This is a genomic window from Ramlibacter sp. (assembly GCF_028291745.1).
Classification (GTDB): Bacteria; Pseudomonadota; Gammaproteobacteria; order Burkholderiales; family Burkholderiaceae_C; genus Ramlibacter.
Genome location: NZ_JAQGNQ010000039.1, coordinates 1 through 22604, shown reverse-complemented (window position 1 = coordinate 22604; position 22604 = coordinate 1). Strand labels below are relative to the sequence as shown.

The following is a 22604-nucleotide window of genomic DNA, read 5'->3' as shown; positions in this document are numbered from 1 at the left end:
CTTAGTCGAGGGAGGCGCCGCAGGCTTTGACCACCGGGCCCCACTTGGAGATGTCATGCTTGATCAGGGCCGAGAATTCAGCGGGCGTGGTTGGCTTGGCCTCCGCGCCCTGTGCCAGCATCAGCTTCTTCATATCGGCGGTCTCCATCACCGCACGGATGTCGCGGCTGAGGCGGTCCAGGATGGGAACTGGCGTACCCGCCGGCGCCAACACGCCAAACCAGATGGTCACATCGAAATTCTTCAGGCCTGCTTCCTGCGCGGTCGGCACCTGGGGCAGCAAAGGCGAGCGTTTCGGCCCCGTGACGGCCAGTGCGCGAACCTTGCCCAGCGCGATGTTTTGCGTCTGCTGCGAGATCGTGTCGAACATCATCGAGATGCGGCCACCCAACAGGTCGACCAGCGCCGGCGCGCTGCCCTTGTAAGGCACGTGTGTGATCTGCAAGCCGCCCGCCTCGGTGCGGAACAGCTCGCCCGAGAGGTGGTTGGAGCTGCCGTTGCCCGCGGAGCCGAAGGTGAGATCGCCGGGCTTGTCCTTGGCGAGTTTGATCAGGCCGGACAAGTCGTCGGCGGCTAGGCGGGGGTTGACCACGAGCACGTTCATTGTGGTGGCCATCAGGCTCACCGGCGCGAAGTCCTTCACCGGGTCGTAGCGCAGGTGCCGATAGAGGCTGGGGTTGATCGCAAGTGTGCCGGTGGTGCCGAAGAACAGGGTGTAGCCATCGGGAGTCGCACGCGCTACTGCCTCGGCGGCGATGCCCCCGCCGGCGCCACCTTTGTTTTCGACGATCACGGGCTGGCCAAGCCGTTCTCCGAGCTGCTGTGCGAGCACGCGCGCCATGGCGTCGGTTGGCCCGCCAGCAGGAAAAGGCGCGACCAACGTGACCGGCTGGCGGGGATAGGAGTCCTGGGCCTGGGCACCCGGTGCAACCAGGAGCAGGGTCGCGGCCGCGGCGTAGAGCAGACGAGGAAGGCGCATCGCTGATGTCTCCTGATTGATTCGGGGGCAGCTTAGGCGCCACTGGGGGTTGTCAGAAAGGGCAAACGAGGCAATTCAGCCTTGCATTAAAGTGCAGGCATGAACCTGAAGCAGCTGCAGTCGTTCGTCCACGTGGCGGAGCAGGGCTCGCTGGCCCGCGCCGGCGCCGCCACCGGCTTGGCCGAATCCCTGATCAGCCGGCACATTGCGGCGCTGGAAAGTGCGTGGGGCGATCGCCTGTTCGAGCGCACCGGCCGCGGCATGGTGCTGTCCGAATTCGGCCGGCGTATGCTCCCCGACGTGCGCTGCGCGTTGGACCAGGTGCAGCGGCTTGAGGCGATCGCAACCGAATCGGCCGGGGTGCCCACCGGCACAGTGCACGTGGGCGTGTTGCCCTCGCTCGCCCGCCAGCTGTTGCCGCTGCTGTTTGCCGACCTTCGTGCCACCGCGCCCGGAGTGACCCTCCATGCGGCCGAAGGATTCAGCGGCAACTTGGACGAGCAACTCGCCGCAGGACGCTTGGACCTCGCGGTGATCAATCGCTACGGGGCGAAGCCCGGGCGCGGCGAGGAGGTGCTGGGCACGGCTGACACCTACCTGATTGGCAAGGCCGCGGCGCCGCTGCTTGGCCACGCCAGCATTGCATTCAAGGCGCTTAGCGGCGTCCCCCTGGTCCTGCCTTCCACGCCCAATGGCTTGAGGGCCACTCTCGACCAGCTCTCGCGCCGTCACGGCATGCGGCTAGACGTGGCCATGGAAGTCGACAGCTCGGGCAGCATGACGGACGTGGCGCTCTCCGGCCACGCCTACACCCTGTTGCCGCTCATGGCCGTGCAGGAGGAGCTGGCCCGAGGCAAGGTGGGAGCGGCCAAGGTCGTAAACCCAGGTATCCGCCGCACGATCGCTCTGGCATTGACCACTCGGCGGCCTGTGTCACGCGCCGCGCGACACGTGGCCTCGCGAATCCGTGCGCTCGCGCCCAATCTGGTGGGCTGATTTCGAAGCGGCGCGGTCGCGCAGCGTGGGCGAGCGCGACGCCGAACAGCGGTACAAGGCGCCACCGCATCGATACCCGGAGCCCGGGTGCAGTCACGTCGACCTCGCCGCTGTGGCCACTCATCCGAGCGGCCAACTTTCCGGATGCCGCCAATCCTTCTGCCACTACGAACTACCTGACCTTCTTCCTGGGCTCTTCCGTCTGTCGACCATCTCGCGGCTCCTTTTCGCGCCGCGGGTGCTGGGGCGCTAATCACTCAAGCCTTTCAGGAACAGGTTTGCCCAGGTGTTGCTTGCGCATTTACATTCCCAGATGGTAATATACCCATATGGCAATGGATGTACCCACCGACAGACCCAGTCTCACGTTCGCCGCGTTGGCCCACCCGACTCGTCGAGCCATCCTCGAGCGCTTGCATCTCGGCGAAGCGGACGTGGGCGAGCTGGCGATACCGTTTGGAATTTCGCAGCCATCCATCACCAAACACCTGCGAGTCCTTGAGCGCGCAGGGCTTGTCGCCACGAGGCGAGATGCGCAGAGGCGGCCTCGCGCGCTGGTCGCTGCCCCGCTGCGCGACGTGACGCTGTGGCTCGCCTCGTTCTCGGAAGCGTGGTCAGGGCGGCTTGAGTCGCTGGACTCATACCTACAAACATTGCAGCAAAGGGAAGGCGGCTATGCGGGAAAGAAGTAATGCAACCCAGGCCTCGTCGTCGGCAGGCGGCTTTAGTGTCACTCTGCCGAACGAGCGACAAATCCTCATGACGCGCTTTTTTGGAGCGCCGCGCACGCTCGTGTTCGAAGCCTGGACGCAGCCCCAGCACGTGAGCCGCTGGTGGGATCCGATCGGCACGCCACTTCAGGCCTGCGAAATCGACCTGAGGCCTGGTGGACGCTTCCGATTCGTGAACCCGTCCAGCTCCGGCGGTCACGAGTTCACGGGTGTGTATCAGGAGATTGCACCGCCCGAGCGCTTGGTCATGCGTGTAGACCTCGCCGTTGGTAGGTCCGCTACTTCCACGCTCCTGTTCACCGATCAAGGTACGTGCACGGGATTTGCCATGACTATCGATTGCGCCTTGCCTGAGGATCGGGACTCGCTGTTGGCCATGCGCGTGGACGAGGGCACGGGGCGCACGCTGGCCAACTTGGACCGACTTGTCAGGTCCCTTCAAGGTGGCGCTGCATGAGCATTGACCACACCAGAACAGCAGGTGGCGTCACTTCGGCCGACGGTACCCGAATCGCATTGCATAGGAGCGGCACAGGGCCTGCCGTCGTGCTCGTGGACGGTGCGTTGTGCTACAGCGGGATGGGTCCGGGCGATGCACTTGCAAGCTGCCTAGCCAAGCACTTCCGTGTGTACCAATATGACCGCCGCGGGCGTGGGCTCAGCGCCGACAGCAACCGTTACGCGGTCCAGCGCGAGCTCGAGGACCTCGATGCCGTTGTCGAGGCGGCCGGCGGCAGCGTGTGCTTGTGGGGGATGTCGTCCGGCGCGCTGCTGGCGCTGAAGTATGCAGCTGTGCATCCGGAGAAAATTAGAAAGGTTTCAGTTTACGAGGCGCCGTGCATCGTTGAGGGTGGCCACGAGCCAACCCAAAAAGACTGGGGGCAGATCGCAGAAGCTGTCTCGCGCGGCTCGAGCGGCACGGCAGTGCGCACGTTCCTCAAGTCGATCGGCCTCCCACGGTTAGCCGTGGCTGTCATGCCCATCCTACCGTTCTGGTCCAAACTGAAGGCCGTTGCACATACGCTTCCGTACGACGGCGCGATTGTGGAGAGATACCAGCGCGGCCAGCCCCTGGACGGCTCCGAGTGGGAAGCACTTACAACCCTCGCTCAGGTCGTTATCGGCGGCAAGAGCCCGCCGTGGATGCAAAACGGGAATCGCGCGTTGTGCGCCGCGCTTCCTTCTGCTCATTGCGTGGTGCTGGAGGGCCAAACGCACGATTTGAAGCCCACGGCGCTCGCACCGCTCCTGGTTCGTTTCTTCGAACCTCACGCGCAGACAACCTGACGGCCCGCCTCGTGCTTAAGATGCACCAGTCGCTCGAGCCAGAGTTGGCGTCGCGCCTCGCAGACCGAAATGGATCTTGCCCAGGACTGGAGCGGCCGCGTGTCGCCGCTGCCCCGTTCCCGCGCGAAATTGCCGAAACGACCAGGAGTCGGCGGCGAATTGAATAGCACGCGACTGCGCCGAAGCGGTCCAGGAAGGCGTGCTCGGGATAGAGCATCGACAGATTGGCGGCAAAGCGCGGCGCGGGGGTCTCCTCAGGCCAGCATGGCGAAGGCCTTGGTGAAGAAGTCGTCGCTGCCGAAGTTGCCGGACTTCAGGGCGACGTGCAGTCCGCCGGGCGCGTGGCGCGCGGCCGCGTGACACCAGGGCACCCCGGGATCGATCTGCGGCCCGATCTGCAGCTGCTCGATGCCGAGCGCCTGGACGCAGGCGCCGGAGGTCTCGCCGCCGGCCACCACCAGCTGGCGCACGCCGCATTCGACCAGCCCGGACGCGATCATGGCCAGGGCCCGTTCGACCAGCGCGCCCGCGCCTTCCGAGCCGAGCCGGCCCTGGACCGCCTTCACGACGCCGGCTGCGGCGGTGGAGTACACCAGCACCGGACCGCGCGCGAGCCGCGCCGCCGCCCATGCCAGCGCTTCCTGCACGACTGGTTGATCGCTGGCGAGCCGCAGCGGATCGATCGCCAGCGCCGCTCCACCGAGCGCCACAAAGTCGGCCAGCTGGCGCTTGGTCGCGTCGGAGCAGCTGCCCGATACGATCGCGCGCGATCCGCGCGCGCGCGGCAGTTCCGAGGCGGCGTCCGAGGGCTTCAGGCCGAAGTTGGCCGGCAGGCCGAGGGCGAGGCCGGAACCCCCGGTCACCAGTGGCAGGTCCTTGAGCGCGGCGCCCAGGCGCAACAGGTCCTCGTTGGTCATCGCGTCGGCGATGGCGACGCCTACGCCGGCTGCTTTCAACGCCACCCTGCGTTCGCCGATCGCCTCGGCTCCGCGGGCGACCGTCGCGTGATCGAGCAGACCCACCCTGCGCCGGCACTGCGCCTGCAGCACCCGCACAAGATTTGGGTCCTTCATCGGCGTGAGGGGATGGTTCTGCATGCCGGATTCGTTCAGCAGCACGTCGCCCACGAACAGGTGCCCCTGGAAGACCGTGCGCCCGTTGTCCGGGAACGCCGGCGTGGCGACGGTGAAGTCGACGCCCAGGTGGTCCATCAGCGCCTCGGCGACGGGGCCGATGTTGCCGGCGGGCGTGCTGTCGAAAGTGGAGCAGTACTTGAAGAAGAATTGACGGCAGCCCTGCGCCTGCAGCCAGCGCAGGGCGGCAAGGGACTGCGCGATCGCTTGCGCCGCCGGAATGGTGCGCGACTTGAGCGCGATCACCACGGCGTCGGCAGCGCTGCCCAGCGGCGAAGCCGGCACGCCCACGGTCTGCACGACGCGCATGCCGCCGCGCACCAGGCTGTTCGCGAGGTCGGTGGCGCCAGTGAAATCGTCGGCGATGCAGCCGAGGAGCACCTGCGCCATCAATGCACCGGCAGCGTGACCGCCTGCGGGTTCTCGCGCACGTACTCGCGCACCACGCTCTCGAAGTCGAGGTCAGGCAGCAGGCCCAGTGCGCGCGCGCGGGCTGACTTCACGTCGCCGGGCCAACTGCTCACGAGCCGCTCGATGGCGGGATCCGGCGTCCAGTGCAGCAGGCCGGTGGCATCGGTGCCGGCCACGCGCTGCAGGGCTGCGGCCATGTCGCCCACGGTCGTGCGCAGCGCCGGCAGGTTGACGGCGGTGAGCGGACCCCATTCGGCGTCCGAAGCCTCGGCGGCGCGGATGATGCCTTCGATGGTGCGCCCGGGGGAGGCGAGCGCGACCACCGTGGAGGCGGCCACGGGCACCTGCGCGCGCAGTCCCGCGAGCGGCTCGCGCAGCATGCCGGACAGGAAGCCCGACGCGGCGCCGTTGGGCCGCCCCGGCCGCACGCTCACCGTCATCAGGCGCACGCTGCGCGCGCGGATGAACTTCTTGCGGCCGTAGTCCGCCATCAGCTGCTCGCCGATGAACTTCTGGATGCCGTAGCTGCTTTGCGGCGTGGGCAGGCTGAAGTCGTCGATCTGCGTGGGCGCCGGCCGGTCCGGCAGCTTGCCGAACACCGCCAGCGAGCTGGCGAACACCACGGTGGGCTGTGTGCCGAGAGCACGACAGTTCTCCAGCAAGGCGGAGGTGGCGCCGAAATTGCTGCGCATGCCGAGGTCGAAGTCGGCCTCGCACTCGCCGCTGACAGCCGCGAGCAGGTGGAACACGCAATCGATGCCCTGTTCCGGCTGCTGGCGCGCGGCGAGCAGCTCGTTGAGGTCGCCGCCGACGAAGCGCACGCGCCGGTCGGCCTGCAGGTCCTGCGGGGGCGCAGCGCGGTCGATCAGGGTGACGCTGGTGATGGTCTGGGCAGCGCCGCCGGCGAGGGCGAGCTTGCCCGTGGCCAGTAGCGTGCGGGCGAGGCGGGCGCCCAGGAAGCCGCAGCCTCCGGTGATCAGGATGTTCATCTGGCAATTCTTTCGGTGCTGTGCGGCGTCGCCGCGTGGGACGCTGCACGCACTGTCGGATGCAACGCCCACCCGCGGCCGGGCCCCTGTCGGTCGGTTATTCGGCGGTGACGCCGGCGGCCTTGATCACGGTCGTCCACTTCACGATCTCGGAGCGAAGGTAGCCGGCGAACTGCTCGGGCGTGCTGCCGACGACCTCCACGCCCATTTTCTCCAGCTTCTCGCGCAAGTCCGGCAGCTCCATCACCTTGGCCAGGCGGTCGTGCAGCAGCGCGATCACGGGCTGTGGCGTGCCCGCGGGGGCCAGCACGCCGCCCCACGAGGTGGACTCGAAATCCGCCAGGCCGGCCTCGGCGACCGTGGGGTACTGCGCCAGCGACTTCGGCCGCGCCCGGGACGCCGTTGCAAGAACGCGCACGCGCCCCTGCGCGATGAAGGGCGCGGCGGCGATGGCGGTCGCGAACGTGAAGTTCACGTGGCCGCCCATCACGTCGATCATGGCCGGCATGTCTCCCTTGTAGGGCACGTGGACGATGTCGATGCCCGCCTTGTCCTTGAACAGTTCGGCCGTCAAATGCGTCGCCGAGCCGAGGCCGCCGGAGGCGAACTTCACGTTGCCGGGGCTGGCCTTGGCCTGTGCGACCAGCTGCTGCGTGGTGGTGATGCCGGATGCGGGGTTGACCAGGAGCACGAGCGGCACGGTGGTGGTCAGCATGATTGGCGCGAAGCTCTTGAGCGGGTCGTACGGCAGCTTTGGATAGAGGCCGGCGTTGATCGCATTCGGCCCCACGTTGCCCATGAGGATCGTGTAGCCGTCGGCGGGTGACTTCGACACCGCCTCGAGCGCGACGATGCCGTTGGCACCAGGCCGGTTGTCCACGATCACCGGCTGGCCCAGCATGGGACCGAGCTTGTCGGCGATCAGGCGTGCCGTCACGTCCGAGGCGCCCCCCGGCGGGTAGGGCACCACGAACTTGATCGGCCTGGACGGGAAAATGTCCGCCTGTGCGGCCCAGGCGGCCGTGGCCAGCAAGACCCCTGCCAGCAAGCGCATGGCGCGGCGGCGGCTCGGGTGGTGGATCGATGCCATGTTGTGGTCTCCTCGGATGATTGTCGGAGCTCAGGCCGCGCGGCGCTGTTCCAGCGGCTCGCCCAGGTACACCCCGGCGGCCAGCAGCGCGTCCTGCAGCTTGCCGAGCGGTAGTTCGGCGCAGGCGACGTCGCTCTGTGCCGAAAGCGCGGCGGCGACGCCGGCCGCCTCGCCGGTGGTCATGCACGGCGCCATGTTGCGCGTGGCGCCGTGGGCATAGGTGCTCACGGAGATGCAGCGGCCGGCCACCAGCAGGTTCTCGGTCCTGCGCGGCACCAGGCTGCGGTAGGGAATGTCGTAGGCGCCGTCGCCGCCGATGTCGATGTGCTCCTGCGACTTGCCGTCCGGGTGGTGGATGTCCACCGGGAAGCAGCCCTGGCCGATGGCGTCGGTGAAGCGCGCGCCGATGCGGATGTCGTTCTCGCTCAGCTCGTACAGGCCGTGCACATTGCGCGTCTCGCGCACGCCGACGAAGGCATTGGGCAGGAAGGACGCGCTCTGGAAGCCGTCGACGTGCTGGCGCAGGAAGGCGCCGAGCTTCTGCAACTGCTCGGTCAGCGCCACCGTGGCGCGCGACAGCGCCAGCGGGTTGCTGCCGTCGATGTTGGCCATGCGGCTGCCGTTGAAATTCAGCTGGTCCGGCCAGACGGTATTGGTCCAGAACTGGTGGTCGTCGTGGTCGTACACGCCCGCTTCGCGCAAGACCTTGTTCCAGCGCGTGAAGGTGCCATGGAAGTACACCGGGATCGGTTCGGCCACGCCCTTCTTGCGGGCGAACGCGGGCGGCTTCTCGGCCAGCGCGGCACAGGCCTTGCGCGTGTCCACCGAGACGGCGCGCATCATCATGGAGACCGGCTGCATCGCGCCCGTGCCCGGCCAGCCCGTGCGCAGCGGCGCGCCGGCGCGGTGCGCCAGATCGGCATCGCCGGTGGCATCGACGAAGGTTTTTGCCTTCAGGTAACCCAGCTGGCTCTTGCTGCACACCAGCACGCGGTGCACGCGGCCGTCGCGGGCGTCCGCATCCACGAGGGCGGTGTTGTACAGGATGGTGACGCCCGCGCGCGCCAGCATGGCCGTGGTCTCCATGCGGAACAGGTCGGCGTCTACGGGGGTGATCGAGTGCACATAACCATCGGGCAGCGGCACGTGGCCGACGGCGCCGCCCTGTTCGACCAGGCGATCGACGATCTCCTGCGCCAAGCCGTGGACGACCTGGCGGCCGTCCTTCGTCTTGAAGGTATGGATGCACAGCCCGGTGGCGGCGTTGCCGCCGATGAAGGGCCGCGGCTCGAGCAGCACCGTGCGCGCGCCCTGGCGCGCGGCGGCCAGCGCGGCGCAGATGCCGGCGACGCCCGCGCCGGCCACCAGCACATCAAATGTTTCCTCGATCAGGGTTCCGGGATTCAGCATGTCGTCGTGTCTTTCCTGGTGGGCGAATGGCGGGAGTCTGGGCGGGCCGGCTTACCAATACAATCGATAAAAATCGATGGACTGACAAAATTCGACGATGAATGTGACCGTCCGGCAACTGCGGGGCTTCGTGGCCGTGGCGCAGTTGAGTGGCTTCTCGGCGGCCGCCACGCGGCTGCACCTGACGCAGTCCGCGCTGTCAGCGCTGGTACGCACGCTGGAGGACGCGATCGGCGTGCCGCTGTTCGAGCGCACCACGCGCAGCGTGAAGTTGACCGACGCCGGCCGCGACTTCCTGCCGCACGCCGAGAAGATGCTCATCGACCTGCACAGGGCGGTGGCCGGCACCCGCCAGCATGCCGAGCGCGCGCGCGGGCGCCTGGTCATCGCGGTGTCGCCGACGTTCGCCTGGACGCTGCTGCCGCGCCTGCTCGCGCAGTACCGCGAAGACAACCCGGACGTGCGGGTGGTGCTGCGCGACGAGGCAACGCCGCGGCAGATCCGCCGGCTGGTGCAGGAGGGGGAAGCCGACATCGGCATCGGCCCGCTGGAGCGCGGCGAGCGTGGCTGGTTCGCCATCGATGTTCTGATGGATGACGAGCTGATGCTGGCCTGCCCGGCGGCGCACCCCCTGGCTGCGCGCGAGCGCGTCGCCTGGGGCGAGCTCGGCGAGCTTCCCTTGATCGGCTTCGCGCGCGACAACGCGTTGGAAGCGGTGATCGAGCAGTCGCTTGCCGCGAGCGGGGCGCGGCTGCAGACGCTCTACGAGGTGGCGTCGATCGCGACGGCGGCGGCGCTGGTGGCGCAGGGACTCGGCGTCGCGATCCTGCCCTCGTACGCACAGCAGCTGCAGCTGGGCGAGCGCATCCGCTTCCGGCCGCTGGTGGATCCCGTGGTCAAGCGCGACCTGTGCTTGCTGCGGCTGCGCGACCGCGCCATGCCGCCGGCGGCGCAACGTTTCATCGAGGTGGTGCTGGCGAACCTGCGCGAACGCGGCAGCTTGAGGGCTGAGGGCTGAGGGGTCCGCCGGGCTCGCCGGGGGCCGCCCCGCAACAGGAAGGAAGCGCCCCTTGCCGGTCCCTGTCCGCTACTGCGGCTCCACGTTGTAGTCCCGCAGCAGCTTGCCCCAGAACGCGATGTCCTTGCGGATGATCGTGCCCATCGCCGCCGGCGTGGTGGTCTCGACTGTACCTGGGGGGTAGCCGGGCTCGCGCGCCGAAACCGGGACCTCAGGGCGCTGAGACGTCCAGACGCCGCTCATTCGGCGGGATGAACGACTCCAGGAAGTAGAGCGGCTCGCGGCCGCCCATCGCGGCGCTTTCCAGCAGCAGGCCGCGCGTGCCGGGCTTCACGCCGACGGCGGCCGCCGCGTCTTCCGGAAGCTTCGTGAGAGAGACGCGCTGCCGCACCTTCGTGACCGGCACGTTGACCTCGCTGGCAAGCAGTTGCTTGAGATTGGCGCCGTCGAGGGTGGACAGCGGCGCCGACGCGATGCCGGGGAAGCGCGCGGCGCTGAAGTAGAAGCGGTTGAACAGGTGGAACTCGCCGTTGACGCTGATGCGCCGGGTGATGCGCACGACCGTCCCGGCCGGCTCCCGCAGCCACTCGGACCAGGCCCCGCGTTCGGCGATGCGCTTGCGCGCCAGCACCTTCGGGTACAGGGGCAGGAAGGCCGGCTCCCCCGGCTCGCCGAGAAAGCGCAGGTACATGGGTTCGTCGATCGCCGCGCGGCCCTCGGCCACATAGGTGCCGCTGCCCTGCGTACGAACGAGCAGCCCTTGGTCGGCGAGCTCGCGCAGCGCCCGCTGCACCGTGCCGAGGCTGAAGCCGGTCAGCCGCGCGAGCTCCCGCTCCGCCGGCAGCTGGCTGCCCGGCTTCCAGTGGCCCCCCCGGATCGCCGAGGTGAGCGTCTCGCGCAGCTGCGCGTACTTCGCGACCCCGGGGAGACCTGGATGTGCGTACCTGTCCATCAACTCGGACGGGGTGATGTTTCCTTGCGTATTCATGGGCTCGGCCGAGATGGTACCGGGTCGCACACCTCGTTGACCAGTGCTATAGAGCACTGTAGTATTCGCCGCGAACTCGCCCCAGAACCAAATCGAAGGAGACACCTTGTCGATGAAGTCCCTGCTCGTTTCGCTCGCGGCGGCCACCGCCTTTGCTGCGACCTGCTCCCACGCGGCTGACGCGTGGCCAACCAGGCCGGTCAGGATCCTGTTCGGCTTTCCCGCCGCCAGCGCCACGGACGTGATCGCCCGTGTCGTCGGCCAGAAACTTTCGGACAAATGGGGTCAGCCGGTGGTGATCGACAACCGCCCGGGCGCCGGCGGTAACTTGGGCAGCGAAATGGCCGCGCGCGCACCAGCGGACGGCTACACCATCTTCTTCGGCACGGTGGCCAACGCGATCAGCACGTCGCTATACAGCAAGCTGAACTACGACTACCTGAAGGACTTCACGCCCATCACCCTGGTCGCGACGACGCCGCTCGTGCTCGTGGCGAACCCGTCGCTGCCGGTCAACAACGTGAAGGACCTCGTTGCCTACGCCAAGGCGCATCCGGGCAAGCTCAATTTCGGCTCCGGGGGAGTCGGCACCTCCAACCACCTTGCGGGCGAGATGTTCAAGGCCTCCACGGGCACCGACCTGGTCCACGTCGCGTACAAGGGAACGCCCGCCGCCTACAGCGATCTCTTCAGCGGCCAAGTCTCGCTGATGTGGGACAACATCGTGGCCGTCACCCCGCACGTGATCGCGGGGCGGCTGAAGCCGCTGGCCGTCACCAGCACGCATCGCGCGGCGTCGTTGCCCAACGTGCCGACGATGGAGGAGTCGGGCCTGCCCGGCTTCGAGGCGGTGTCGTGGATCGGCGCACTGGTGCCGGCGGGCACGCCCAAGGCCGTGGTCGACAAGATCTACACCGACTTGGTCGCCGTGCTGCGCATGCCCGACGTCAAGGAGAAGCTCGGCGTCCTGGGCGCCGAAGTGGTCGGTAACACGCCGGAGCAGTTCGCAGCCTGGAACCGCAACGAGATCACGAAGTGGTCCAAGGCAGTGAAGGATTCGGGCGCGCACATCGACTGACGCGCGCCCTCGTAATAGTCAATCAGGAGAGACAGTGAACAGGACAACCATCCAGGAAGCGGCCCGGGAAATTCCGGTGCTGATGGAAGCGGACGTCGTCATCGTTGGAGGGGGCACGACCGGCCCAATCGCAGCGATCGCGGCCGCGCGCCGCGGCAGGAAAGTCGTGCTGATAGAGCGTTTCGGCTCCCTCGGCGGTATTCTCACTCTGGGGCTGAACACCAAGCCCTCGGGCGCCATCATCGGCGGCATCCCGCTGGAGATCTGGAACCTGGCGCGCTCGGTCGGTGGCGCGGGTGCCGACTACATGGCGACCACCAAGACCGGCGGCGTGCACATCGCCTCGCCGACCGATCCCGAGATCATGAAGATGCTGCTGACGCGCCTGTGCGTGGAGGCGGGCGTGCAGATCCTGTTTGAGACCTTCGTGTCGGCGCCGCACGTCGAGCACGGCTCAATCACGGGCGTGATCATCGAGAGCAAGAGCGGCCGCCAGTTTGTCGGGACGAAAGTGCTGATCGACTGTTCCGCCGACGCCGACATGGCCGCCAAGGCCGGTGCGCCGTTCGTGATGGGCTCGGGCGAGCGTGAGGCGAAGATGCAGCCGGTGTCGATGTACTTCATCATGAAAAACGTCGACCTCAAGCGACTCGCAGACTGGGCGCGCACCTGCGACGACGTACCGGCGCGCGCCATCCCGGCCGATGAGGCGGGACTGGATTACGGCCTGTGGCTCACCGGCTTCAATGGCATGCTGCGCCGCTTCCAGGCCGAGACCGGCGTCAAGCTGCAGCGCGAGAACATCACGCTCAAGACCGCCGACGGCCAGATGTACGTCAATGCCACGCGCGTGCTCGGCGTGAACGTGTTCTCGCCCAAGGAATTCACCGACGCAATCCTGGAGTGTTATCGCCAGATCGAGGGCGTGTGCCGCTTCCTCAAGGAGCGCGTGCCCGGCTTCGAGCAGGCGCGCCTGGGCCAAGTGTCGCCCATCCTCGGCGTGCGCGAGACGCGCCACATCGTCGGCGAATACACGCTGACCGGTGCCGACTCGCGCGGCGAGACCCGCTTCGACGACAGCATTGCCGCCGACAATTCGGCGCTGGACATCCACGATCCGAAGGGCGGCGACGTCGATTTCCAGAGCATGCCGCCGTACGAGATTCCGTACCGCTGCCTCCTGCCGCAGGGGGTCGAGCAGTTGCTGGTGGCGGGACGATGCATCTCCGCGGACCACGAGGCGCATGCGCGCTCGCGCAACATGCCGGCGTGCATGGCCACGGGCCAAGCCGCTGGCGTGGCCGCCGCGATCGCGGTGGAGCAGGGCGTGTCAGTGCGCCGGGTGCCGCTGGACCGGGTGCAGGCCGCACTGCGCGAGCTGCAGATGCCTCTGCACGCCGAGGAAGTGCGCGCTTCGTGAGCGGCGCCGCGCCCGTCGCGATCCAGTACTGGCTCAGCACGTCCAGTCCGTGGACGTGGCTGGGCAGCGGCCGCTTCACCGAGTTGACGCGGCGGACCCGTGCCCACGTGGAGGTGCTGCCGCTCGACCTAAGCGCGGTGTTCGCCACTACCGGTGGCCTGCCGGTGGCGCAGCGCCCGGCAGCGCGGCGCAGCTACCGGCTGCTGGAGCTCGCGCGCTGGTCGCACCGCCTGGGCCTGCCCCTGACGATTGAGCCGAAGCACCATCCCATCGACCGCGAGCCCTCCAGCCGCCTGTTGATCGGTGCCGCAGCAGCGGGCGGGGACGCGCCGGCGCTGTCGCACGCGGTGCTGCGTGCGCTCTGGGCGCAGGACCGCGACATCGGCGACTGGGACCTGCTCGCGGATCTCGCGCGGGACTGCGGCCTGGACGGGACAGCACTGGTCGAATCCGCGCGTGCTCCCGCGACCCGCGAGCGTTACCGGGAGAATACGCAGCGCGCTATCTCCGCCGAAGTGTTCGGTTCGCCGACCTGGGTGCTGGGCGGGGAACGTTTCTGGGGGCAGGACCGGCTCGACCAGCTCGCCGAGCGCCTCCTCGGCGCCTGACCATCGCGCGCGCCGGCGCAAGCGGCCCCGGCAAGGAGACCGACATGAATTGGCAGATCCCCTATGACCCCGCCGTGCTGCCCGCCGGCGTGCGCTCGCGTTTCGTGGACAACAACAACGGCTGCGTGATGCACGTGCTGGAGGCAGGGCACGAAACCGCGGGCCGACCCTGCGTGCTGCTGCTTCACGGCTTCCCGGAGCTGGCCTACAGCTGGCGCCGGCAATTGCCCTTCTTGGCGAGCCGGGGCTACCACGTCGTCGCGCCGGACCTGCGGGGCTACGGCCGCAGCGGCGGTGCCGACGTGCGCTACGACGACGACCTGCTGCCCTACAGCTTCATCCACCGCGTCGCGGATGCCGTGGGCTTGGTCAAGGCCGTCGGCTACGAGCACGTGGCGGCGGTGATCGGGCACGACTACGGTTCGCCGGTCGCGGCTTGGTGCGCGCTGCTCCGCCCAGATGTCTTCCACGCGCTGGTGATGATGAGTGCGGCTTTTCCGGGCGCGCCGGCGCTGCCCACAGGCCCAGCAAAGGCGCCAGCCAAGGGCGCGCTGCCGCTGGCCGGCATCCCGGAGTCGCTCGCTGCCTTGCCTCGCCCGCGCAAGCATTACCGCTGGTACTACGCCACGAGGCAGGCCAACGAGGACATGTGGCACTGTCCGCAGGGCGTTCAGGATTTCCTGCGCGCCTACTTCCACTACAAGAGCGGCGACTGGCCCGGCAACGATCCGTTCGACCTGGGCTCGTGGGCAGCGGAGGAACTGGCCAAGATGCCAACCTACTACGTGATGGACCGCGACCGCGACATGGCGCAGACCGTGGCGCCGGAGATGCCCACTCCCGCGCAGGTGGCCGCGTGCGGCTGGTTGCCGAAACCCGAGCTAACGGTCTATGCGGGCGAATACGGGCGTACCGGCTTCCAGGGCGGCCTGCAGGGCTACCGGATCGGAACGGACCCGCGTTTCACCGGCGAACTCAAGGCGTTTGCCGGCCGCACCATCGACGTGCCGGCATTGTTCGTCTCCGGCGCGCGCGACTGGGGCGCGTACCAGTCGCCCGGCGCCTTGGAGCGCATGACAAGCGAGGTGTGCACGCGCATGGCCGGCACGCATTTCGTCGAGGGCGCCGGCCATTGGGTGCAGCAGGAGCGCGCCGATCCGGTGAACAGCCTGCTCGGAGGATTCCTGTCCGAAGTCGCCGGGTGACGCCGCTCGTAACGTGCAGCGGCGAGTGACCGGAGTGGACGTGGCTTCGCTGCGAGTGCGGCGCCTTGCGCTACGGATGTGTGAGCAGGGGAGACGGAGACTATTCGGCGGGGCGCAGCCATGTGTCACTCTCTCTGTAGCAACCTCATGAGCGCTTCCGTTGACCGTGGTCCTCGCGTCGTTGAAGACCACTTGAACAAGGCCCAGAAGAGCGCTGCAGGCGACTTCACGCGTGCCATTCCGCATGGGCCGAGTGCGCCGCCGTCGCGGGTACGGGCAAAACGGGGTTGGCAGGCGACCTTACAGGGCTCAGTGCCTTTCTACTCAAAACGGCTCACGGCGTCTCATGGAGTGTCAGATGCAGTTCGGGCACGCAACTGCCCTTGACGCTCTTCCGCGCACGGCAGTATGGGAGAACAACGCAGCGCGAACCTCCCTGACACGACGCACACGCCCCCCCCTGATGCTGACCTCTGCGACGCCCCCGAATCCGCAACTCGCCGGACGCAAACGCTTTCCACGTGACGTTTTCAGCCGCAAGCTGGAGAAGTTATGAGGTGCATTCGACGCTGCACCCGAGCGGTGCGTCGGCGATCGCCTGAGCTATGGCCGCGTGCTTAGCGGCTCCTTTCGGGTCGTGAAGGTGTGGGCTGTCGGCTCGTATGCGCGCTGCGCGCAGGAGTGCGGGGATCTGGACCTCGTTGTGCAGAAAACTAGAGTAGCTGGCACGGGGTGGCCGAGCGTCCGAGCGGTGGCTCGAGCAGCCGCTGGCACACTGCCGTTGGTGCAGTATTTCGAGGGCACACCAGCGAGCAATGACTCTGGCGTTTCGTTCGCTCGCGACGCAGTCCTCGTCTGGGATGGGCCCGGGTCGCCCTGGCGCGCTAGGCTCGCAAGCATCCCAATGGATTCCGCTGCCGGCCGTGCGCCGCGCGAGACCGACGTGTTCCCCGTACCTCCTGGCCGACTCGACATCGATCCAGAGGCGAAGGACGCGCTCATTGCGGCGTCGTGGATGTTGTCACTCAATCCGAGCGACAACATCGGCGTTCGTCAGGAGTATGCGGAGCTTCGGGAGATCCAGCGCACTAGCCGCAAGAAGGCCAGAACGCAGTCGAACGCTCTCGGGGGCTGGATGCCGGGTGCACGCTCAGGGGCCGCCGACCGAGTGCCCCAGCTCCTCCTGCAGGATCTTCAGGAACTCGGTGGCGGCCACCGGAAGCTTGCGGCCGTGGCGGACCACCAGCGAAGCGACGGTGCGGCTCAGGACCTCGTGATCCAGCGGCACGGCGGCCAGGTGGCGGCTGGCAAGCTCGGTCGCCACCGACAGCATGGGCAGCACCGTGATCCCCATGTTGCCGGCCACGAAGACCTTCAGCACCTCGTAGGAGTTGCTCTCCAGCGTCGGGCGCAGGCGTATGCCCTCCTGGACCTCCACCTCCTGCAGCATCTGGCGCACGCGGTGGCTGGGTTTGAGCAGGGCGAGCGGCTCCTCCCGCAGCACGGAGATGGGCAGCAGGCCGGCGCCGGCGAGGCGATGCCCTGTCGGCACGACGGCCACGAGCGGCGCCGCGATCGAGCTGACGATGTCAACCGAAGGGTGCTCCGTGGGGCTGAACATCAGGCCCAGGTCGACCTCTTCGTCGTCCAGGGCGTGCAGGATCTCGTCGTTGGAAGCCACCGTCAGCGCGCAGGTGATGCCGGGATAGCGGCTGTTGAAGGTCCGCAGCAGGTGCGCCACCCCGGAGGCGAAGCCGTTGCCCAGCGCCATGCGGACGTGGCCGTGGCGCAGCCCGCTCAGTTCGGCCATATCGGCGCGCAACTCGTGCTCCTGCACCATCAGTCGCCGGATGTGCTCCGCCAACAGGGCGCCGGCGCCGGTCAGCACCACGCCGCGGGCGCGGCGTTCCAGCAGCACCTCGCCCAGTTCCTCCTCCAGCAGCGCGATCTGCCGGCTCATCGCCGAGGCGGAGATGTGGACCCGGTCCGCCGCCTTGCGGATGGAACGCTCCTGGGCGATCGCGTGGAAATAGCGGTAGCTCGCATTCACCATCGGGTGGGCCTCGTCTCAGCTCCCGGCGGCGCGGCCTCAGGATGCATAACCATAGTGGAACCCGCCCAGGCGGCCGGCGACGCGGCGCACGGCCGCCGCCACGTCGATGGCCGCCGAGCGCCCCATCACGCTGGCGATGCAGGACGCGATGTCCAACATGTCGGCCGCCTGCGCGCCCCTGCGCGTCAGGGCCTGGGTCCCGATCCGCAGGCCGCCGGCGGCGGCGTCGCCGGGCACGCTGCAGGTGCCGATGTAGATGCCGTGGCCCTCGGCCAGCCTGGAGAGCGCCAGCGCCTCCTGCGGGCTGGCGCAGCGCAGCACCAGCTGGTGCGTCTGGGGCAATTCGTCGCCCGGATTGATGCCGCAGACCGGCACGCCGAGGCCATGCAGGGCCTGCGCCAGGGCGCGGGCGTTCTCCACCATGTGGCGCGCGTAGGCGGGCATGAAGGTGCGCGCCTCCGCCAGCGCGATGGACAGCGAGGCCAGCCGCGCGGCGTCGTAGTTGGAGGTCCAGGTGCCGACCACCTGGGCTCGCAGCGCCTGGGCGTGCGCCGAATGGCGGCCGACGATGATGCCGCCGGGCGGCCCGCCCAGCGACTTGTAGGTGGACGCGGTCATGAGGTCCACGCCCATGCCGATCGGGTCCTGGAACAGCCCCCCGGCGATCAGCCCCAGCACATGCGAGGCGTCGTACACCAGCACCGCGCCCACGTCCCGGGCGGCGCTCAGGGTCTGCTCCAGCCGGTAGGGCTGCAGCATCACGCTGCCGCCGACCATGACGATGGCTGGCCGGTGCTGCGCGACGGCGGCGGCGGCCTGCGCGTCGTCCAGCCGGCCGCCCGCGAACGGCAGCCCCATGGTGCGCCGGCCCAGCATGCCTATGGTGCCTTCGGCCTGCTGGCTGACATGGCCGCCGTCGCGCGCGGCGATGGTGGCGATCAGCCCCCCGGGCGGGCAAAGGCTGGTGTAGACGGCGGCGTTGGCCAGGGTGCAGCTTGGCAGCCGCGCCTCGGCCCAGGCGCCGCCGAACAGGTCCAGCAGCTGCGACTCCACCAGTTCCTCCAGCGCCGAAACCTCGTCGGTGCCGGGCTGCTGCTTGGCGAAGGGCGCGCCCATGGCGGGCATGGCACCGAGTCCGCAAGACAGGGCCTGTGCGGCCGCCGGCGAGAGATAGTTGCAGCCCGCATAGAGCTGCAGGCCGGCGCGGTGACGGTCGGCATGGGCGCGCAGCAGCCGGTGCACCGGCAGGGCGGCCGAGGTCGGGGAGGTGGGGGCGGCGGGGACGGAATTCATGGGTGCAGTGTCGCGAGCAGGAGCCATGCTAGCCGCCACCGGGCGTGACAATTTTTCGATGGCTCGCGTCGAAATTACGAGATGGTCATTTGCCGGGCCGCGCCTTAACCTTTGGCCGCAGGCCCCATACCCCATACCCCGAGAGCAGATGCCCCACCAGGAACCCGAACGCGTCGTCGCGTTGACCAAGAAACTGATCGCCGTCGATTCCCGCAGCGCCGTCGCCAGCCGTCCCGTGTTCGACCTGATGGCCACCGAGCTGGCCGGCTGGGAACTGGAATATATCGACTACGTCGACGCCAATGGCACGCCCAAGCGGAACCTAGTGGCGCGGTGCGCCGGCAGCCGCTCGCGGGTGGCCTTCGCCGGCCACCTGGACACCGTGCCGGACACCGGCTGGACCCGCAAGCCCTTCGAGGCCGCCATCGAAGGCGACCTCCTCTACGGCCTGGGCGCCTCGGACATGAAGGGGCCCATCGCCTCCTTCATCACCGCCGCGAACAGCCTGCCGGCGGCCAGCCGGCCCATGCTGGTGCTGACCTCCGACGAGGAGTCCGGCAAGCAGGGCGTGCGCGAAGTGGTGGCGCGCAGCACCTTCCTGCGCGAGAACACGCCCGGCTGCTTCGTGGTGGCGGAACCCACCGCGCTGGGCGTGCTGCGCGGGCACCGCGTGGACGTGGCGTTCACGGTGCACGCCCGCGGCATCCAGGCCCACTCTTCCACGGGCAAGGGCCGCAACGCCAACATCGCGCTGATCCCCTTCCTGGGCGACATGCGCGAGCTGCACCTGCACCTGCGCGAGGACCACTCGCTGCACGACCCGCAGTACGACCCGCCCTTCGCCGACCTCAATTTCGTGATCGACAACTACGGCGCCTTCCCCAATACCACGGTGGGGCTGGCCACCTGCCGCATCAAGTTCCGCTATTCCAAGTCCTTCGACCCCAGCTACGTGATCGAGCGCGTGCGCGCCTCGGCGGCGAAGCACCAGCTGGACCTGGAAGTGGTGCCGGAGGCGCCGCCCCCGGAACTGCCGCCCGAACACGCACTGGTGAAGAGCGCCGAGGCGATCCTCGGCACCCGGGCGCGCGTGGCGGGCCTGGGGACCGAGGCCTCGGAGTATTCCAAGCTGGCGCCCTGCCTGGTGTTCGGCCCCGGCGATATCGACCATGCGCACAAGCCCACCGAGTACGTGAACCTGCAGCAGCTGACGGGTTCCACCGAACTCTATAGGCAGCTTGCACGGAACTTGCTGCCCTGAGCCTGCCGACTCAACGCGCACAAATCCGCCCACATTTCCCAGCCACCCCCATGCTCGATCGCCGCAGCTTCGCCCGCAGTTCCCTCGCCCTCCTCGGAGGCGCCGCGCTCACCCGCAGCGCCTGGGCCGACACCGATTTCCCGCGGGCGCCGATCCGTTTCATCGCCGGCTCGCCCCCCGGCGGCTCGACCGACGCCGTCGCCCGGTTGCTGACCGCGGGCCTGTCCGGCCTGCTGCCGCAGCCGGGGCTGGTGGTGAACATGTCGGGCGCCGGCGGCAACGTGGCCACCGAGTACGTGGCGCACTCGCCCGGCGACGGCTACACCATCCTGGTGGGCGGCAACTTCAGCCACGGCATCGGGCCGGCCCTGTACAAGGATTCGAAGTACGACCCCATCAAGGACTTCACGCCCATCATCCAGGTGGCGAACCTGCCGACCATCGTGGCCGTGAGCCCGCGCACGGGCATCACCTCGCTGGCCGAACTGATTCGCCGCGCCAAGGCCAACCCGGGCAAGCTCAATTACGGCAGCTCGGGCTCGGGCAGCCCCTCGCACCTGTCGGCAGAATCGCTGAAGCGGCTCGCGGGCATTGAACTGACCCACGTGCCGTACCGCGGCGGCGCCCCGTCCGCGCTGGCCGCGCTGGCCGGCGACGTGGACATCCTGGTCGGCACGCCGCCGGTGATCACGCCCTACCTGCCGGACAAGCGCCTCACCGCGCTGTGCGTCACCTGGCCGCAGCGTTACGCGGTGCTGCCGGACATCCCGAGCTCCGCCGAGGCCGGCCTGCCGCAGCTGGCGATCCAGCACTGGTTCGGGCTGTGGGCGGCGGCAGGCGTGCCCGCGGACGCGCGGCAGAAGCTGTTCGTGGCGCTCTCCAAGGTGCTGAAGGACCCGGAGAACCAGGCCAAGCTGGCGCGCCAGGGGCTGATGGCTTCGCCTTCGGCGAGCAGCGCGGACTTCGAGGCCTTCGTCAAGCGCGAGATCCCCATCTGGAAGCAAAGGACGATCGAGTCGGGAGCGACGTCGGCCTGAGGCCCTGGCTCCCTGCGCCGTCTCCAGCAACAAAAAAGCCCCGCATTCCGCTAGCCGTTCCGTTAAGGCCTTGCTAACCATTCAAGGCTCGCTCCAGCGCACTGGAGTGGCTTTTTTCTTGGCGGGAGGAGATTTTTTCTCCAGTGCAACGCCATAACCGCCCAGGGCGCCAGTGTTCCCGGGCTGAGAGCCATCTCTTCTATCGCTTCAAGCGATTGGGGCGGCCGTATTTCGTGAACCCTCCGACCGAGGAGAACAAAGGGTCCTGAGCAGCGATCGGTCCAGCGCCGCCTTCTTGTTCGGTGCGGCCCCGGCCTTGACCTGGGTGGAGCGTACGTTGCGCAAGAGCCGCCGCACGTGTGCCTCCTCCACGGGCGAGGGAAGGTGCTGGTCGCGGTGCGCACAGGCGAGCGCCGCCAGGCGCAGCTCGATGGTTGCCAGTGGACGCCGGCATTCAATCCAACCAGCGCCCCAACGTCCTAAGTGGTTGATCTAGCCTGGGCCGATGACAGCGCTGGCCAATTCCACCTCGGCAAGCCATGCAGCAATTGCAGCCAGCTGCTCACCACCTGCAGGCATTCTGGCCACCACCTGACCGAGCAAATGCAGCGCTGGCGAGGCGATAGCCGACTTCCACTCAACTCGCTACGCGGGCGTGGCGCCAGCGCGGTCCATGGCTCGCCACAATCTTCTTGGGCCCTCACCGCGGCGCGCTGCGAGAGAGAACAGCGAATTCTTTGACTTAGCGGGATGTCCTTGTAGACCTGCTAGACCTGGTGCGCGCCATCCGCGATCTCCTGCTTGGGAAAGATCGTGTAACTGTAGCGCCCGAGCGGGTCGTACAGGTATATCTCTTTGAATTGGGAGGTTGAGACGCCCGACCTAACGCGGTCCACTAGGTCAGACCACTCATCGGGCATGTACGGTAGATTCAATGTGCACTGCACGATCAAGGTCGTATGGGGCGGATATCGCTTCTTTTCTTTCTTGGCCAGTTGCTCTAAGACGAAGCCGACAAACTTCTCGATGAAGTTCCGATTGGCGTACCCGACTGGCACTGACTCGATGGAACGGTCCTTTCGGCGCTGCAACCCGTCGAGGCCGAAAGCCACGCCGTCGGTGTCAAGAAGCTCGCGACTGAGGTGGTCGTTCGGATGCACTGCAGAGGTCACCTCCAGGTACGCCTTTGGAGGGTAGTAGTTCTCGCATACATACGCGCCACGCTGCTCTATCTCGGCGTCATAAGTCTGCGAGCCGTCGATCCACCGAACCGACATGTACCGACCCGGACGGTAGCTCGACTGCACATAGGTGCAGATTGGGAGGAGTTCCTCCAACAGGCGCTTCTCCACGCGCGTGGGTCGTCTCCGCAATCGGGATGCGCCATCTGGGCCGCTCCGGATGGACTCAAATAGTGCGTACACGCGGGAGCAGAAGTCCAAGCCGTCCAGAAGCTGGCCGTCAAATTGAGCCAATGCGTCTGATTGCACGGTCTAGACAAGATGGCTTGTTCTTCTGAGGAGGCTCGTCTCCAGGACTAACGTGGGTTGCGCACCGTAGGTGTGCCGAGCCACAACGTGGTCCGCGCGAGCGGCCACCAAACTGTCAAGGAGACGA

21 protein-coding genes are annotated in these 22604 nt (G+C 67.9%); 11 read left to right on the top strand and 10 right to left on the bottom strand.

Annotated elements, in window-relative coordinates; translation table 11 throughout:
* Position 1: 1 nt before the first annotated feature.
* Positions 2-841, bottom strand: a complete 840-nt coding sequence (locus JWP60_RS06075) for a tripartite tricarboxylate transporter substrate binding protein (RefSeq protein ID WP_299787803.1) — start codon at positions 839-841, stop codon at positions 2-4.
* A gap of 237 nt (positions 842-1078) precedes the next feature.
* On the opposite strand from JWP60_RS06075, the gene JWP60_RS06070 reads away from it, so the two are divergent.
* The 4 genes from JWP60_RS06070 to JWP60_RS06055 all read left to right on the top strand — a co-directional run bounded on the left by JWP60_RS06070 (position 1079) and on the right by JWP60_RS06055 (position 3993).
* A complete protein-coding gene (locus JWP60_RS06070; protein WP_299787800.1) occupies positions 1079-1975 on the top strand; it encodes a LysR family transcriptional regulator in 897 nt (298 codons plus the stop codon).
* Positions 1976-2310: 335 nt separating this feature from the next.
* On the top strand, positions 2311-2667 hold the full coding sequence (locus tag JWP60_RS06065; protein ID WP_299787797.1) for a metalloregulator ArsR/SmtB family transcription factor: 357 nt from the start codon (positions 2311-2313) through the stop codon (positions 2665-2667).
* A 67-nt stretch (positions 2668-2734) separates the two neighbouring features.
* Complete coding sequence (locus JWP60_RS06060) at positions 2735-3163, top strand: SRPBCC domain-containing protein (RefSeq protein ID WP_299787794.1); 429 nt, start codon at positions 2735-2737, stop codon at positions 3161-3163.
* A complete protein-coding gene (locus JWP60_RS06055) occupies positions 3160-3993 on the top strand; it encodes an alpha/beta hydrolase (RefSeq protein ID WP_299787791.1) in 834 nt (277 codons plus the stop codon). The genes JWP60_RS06060 and JWP60_RS06055 overlap by 4 nt, the downstream gene beginning before the upstream one ends.
* A 254-nt stretch (positions 3994-4247) precedes the next feature.
* On the opposite strand, the gene otnK is transcribed toward JWP60_RS06055, so the two are convergent.
* From otnK to JWP60_RS06035, 4 genes are all read right to left on the bottom strand, one after another.
* Positions 4248-5516 carry a 3-oxo-tetronate kinase gene (otnK, locus tag JWP60_RS06050; protein ID WP_299787789.1) on the bottom strand — a complete coding sequence of 423 codons (1269 nt, stop codon included), beginning with the start codon at positions 5514-5516 and terminating at the stop codon, positions 4248-4250.
* Positions 5516-6526, bottom strand: a complete 1011-nt coding sequence (denD, locus tag JWP60_RS06045) for a D-erythronate dehydrogenase (RefSeq protein ID WP_299787786.1) — start codon at positions 6524-6526, stop codon at positions 5516-5518. The genes otnK and denD overlap by 1 nt, the downstream gene beginning before the upstream one ends.
* A 97-nt stretch (positions 6527-6623) precedes the next feature.
* Positions 6624-7616 (bottom strand): tripartite tricarboxylate transporter substrate binding protein, encoded by a 993-nt coding sequence (locus JWP60_RS06040; protein WP_299787783.1) that lies wholly within the window; start codon positions 7614-7616, stop codon positions 6624-6626.
* A 30-nt stretch (positions 7617-7646) separates the two neighbouring features.
* A complete protein-coding gene (locus tag JWP60_RS06035) occupies positions 7647-9026 on the bottom strand; it encodes an FAD-dependent oxidoreductase (RefSeq protein WP_299787780.1) in 1380 nt (459 codons plus the stop codon).
* Positions 9027-9123: 97 nt separating this feature from the next.
* Here JWP60_RS06035 and JWP60_RS06030 point away from each other — a divergent pair, with 97 nt between their 5' ends.
* The gene (locus JWP60_RS06030) at positions 9124-10044 is read left to right on the top strand and encodes a LysR family transcriptional regulator (RefSeq protein ID WP_299787777.1); all 921 of its coding nucleotides are present in this window, start codon (positions 9124-9126) and stop codon (positions 10042-10044) included.
* 69 nt (positions 10045-10113) lie between these two features.
* On the opposite strand, the gene JWP60_RS06025 is transcribed toward JWP60_RS06030, so the two are convergent.
* On the bottom strand, positions 10114-10287 hold the full coding sequence (locus JWP60_RS06025) for a hypothetical protein (RefSeq protein ID WP_299787774.1): 174 nt from the start codon (positions 10285-10287) through the stop codon (positions 10114-10116).
* On the bottom strand, positions 10256-11032 hold the full coding sequence (locus tag JWP60_RS06020) for a GntR family transcriptional regulator (protein WP_299787771.1): 777 nt from the start codon (positions 11030-11032) through the stop codon (positions 10256-10258). Before JWP60_RS06020 ends, JWP60_RS06025 begins: the two co-directional genes overlap by 32 nt.
* Before the next feature lie 112 nt (positions 11033-11144).
* Here JWP60_RS06020 and JWP60_RS06015 point away from each other — a divergent pair, with 112 nt between their 5' ends.
* The 4 genes from JWP60_RS06015 to JWP60_RS06000 are packed head-to-tail and all read left to right on the top strand — an operon-like array spanning position 11145 to position 15343.
* Positions 11145-12110, top strand: coding sequence for a tripartite tricarboxylate transporter substrate binding protein (locus tag JWP60_RS06015; protein WP_299787768.1), 966 nt, complete (start codon positions 11145-11147; stop codon positions 12108-12110).
* A 34-nt stretch (positions 12111-12144) separates the two neighbouring features.
* Positions 12145-13530: an FAD-dependent oxidoreductase gene (locus JWP60_RS06010; RefSeq protein ID WP_299787765.1), complete on the top strand. Its 1386-nt coding sequence runs from the start codon at positions 12145-12147 to the stop codon at positions 13528-13530.
* Positions 13527-14138, top strand: a complete 612-nt coding sequence (locus tag JWP60_RS06005; RefSeq protein ID WP_299787762.1) for a 2-hydroxychromene-2-carboxylate isomerase — start codon at positions 13527-13529, stop codon at positions 14136-14138. Before JWP60_RS06010 ends, JWP60_RS06005 begins: the two co-directional genes overlap by 4 nt.
* A 44-nt stretch (positions 14139-14182) precedes the next feature.
* Complete coding sequence (locus tag JWP60_RS06000) at positions 14183-15343, top strand: alpha/beta hydrolase (protein WP_299787759.1); 1161 nt, start codon at positions 14183-14185, stop codon at positions 15341-15343.
* Positions 15344-16493: 1150 nt separating this feature from the next.
* Here JWP60_RS06000 and JWP60_RS05995 read toward each other — a convergent pair.
* Positions 16494-17396, bottom strand: a complete 903-nt coding sequence (locus JWP60_RS05995; RefSeq protein ID WP_299787756.1) for a LysR family transcriptional regulator — start codon at positions 17394-17396, stop codon at positions 16494-16496.
* A 36-nt stretch (positions 17397-17432) separates the two neighbouring features.
* Entirely contained in the window at positions 17433-18689 is a 1257-nt protein-coding gene (locus tag JWP60_RS05990) for a beta-eliminating lyase-related protein (protein ID WP_299787753.1), read from the bottom strand.
* A gap of 148 nt (positions 18690-18837) precedes the next feature.
* Between JWP60_RS05990 and JWP60_RS05985 the strand changes: the two genes are divergently transcribed.
* Complete coding sequence (locus JWP60_RS05985; protein WP_299787751.1) at positions 18838-19950, top strand: M20/M25/M40 family metallo-hydrolase; 1113 nt, start codon at positions 18838-18840, stop codon at positions 19948-19950.
* 50 nt (positions 19951-20000) lie between these two features.
* The gene (locus tag JWP60_RS05980) at positions 20001-20987 is read left to right on the top strand and encodes a tripartite tricarboxylate transporter substrate binding protein (protein ID WP_299787749.1); all 987 of its coding nucleotides are present in this window, start codon (positions 20001-20003) and stop codon (positions 20985-20987) included.
* Positions 20988-21754: 767 nt separating this feature from the next.
* Here JWP60_RS05980 and JWP60_RS05975 read toward each other — a convergent pair.
* Entirely contained in the window at positions 21755-22339 is a 585-nt protein-coding gene (locus JWP60_RS05975; RefSeq protein WP_299787746.1) for a hypothetical protein, read from the bottom strand.
* Between the last annotated feature and the right edge of the window lie 265 nt (positions 22340-22604).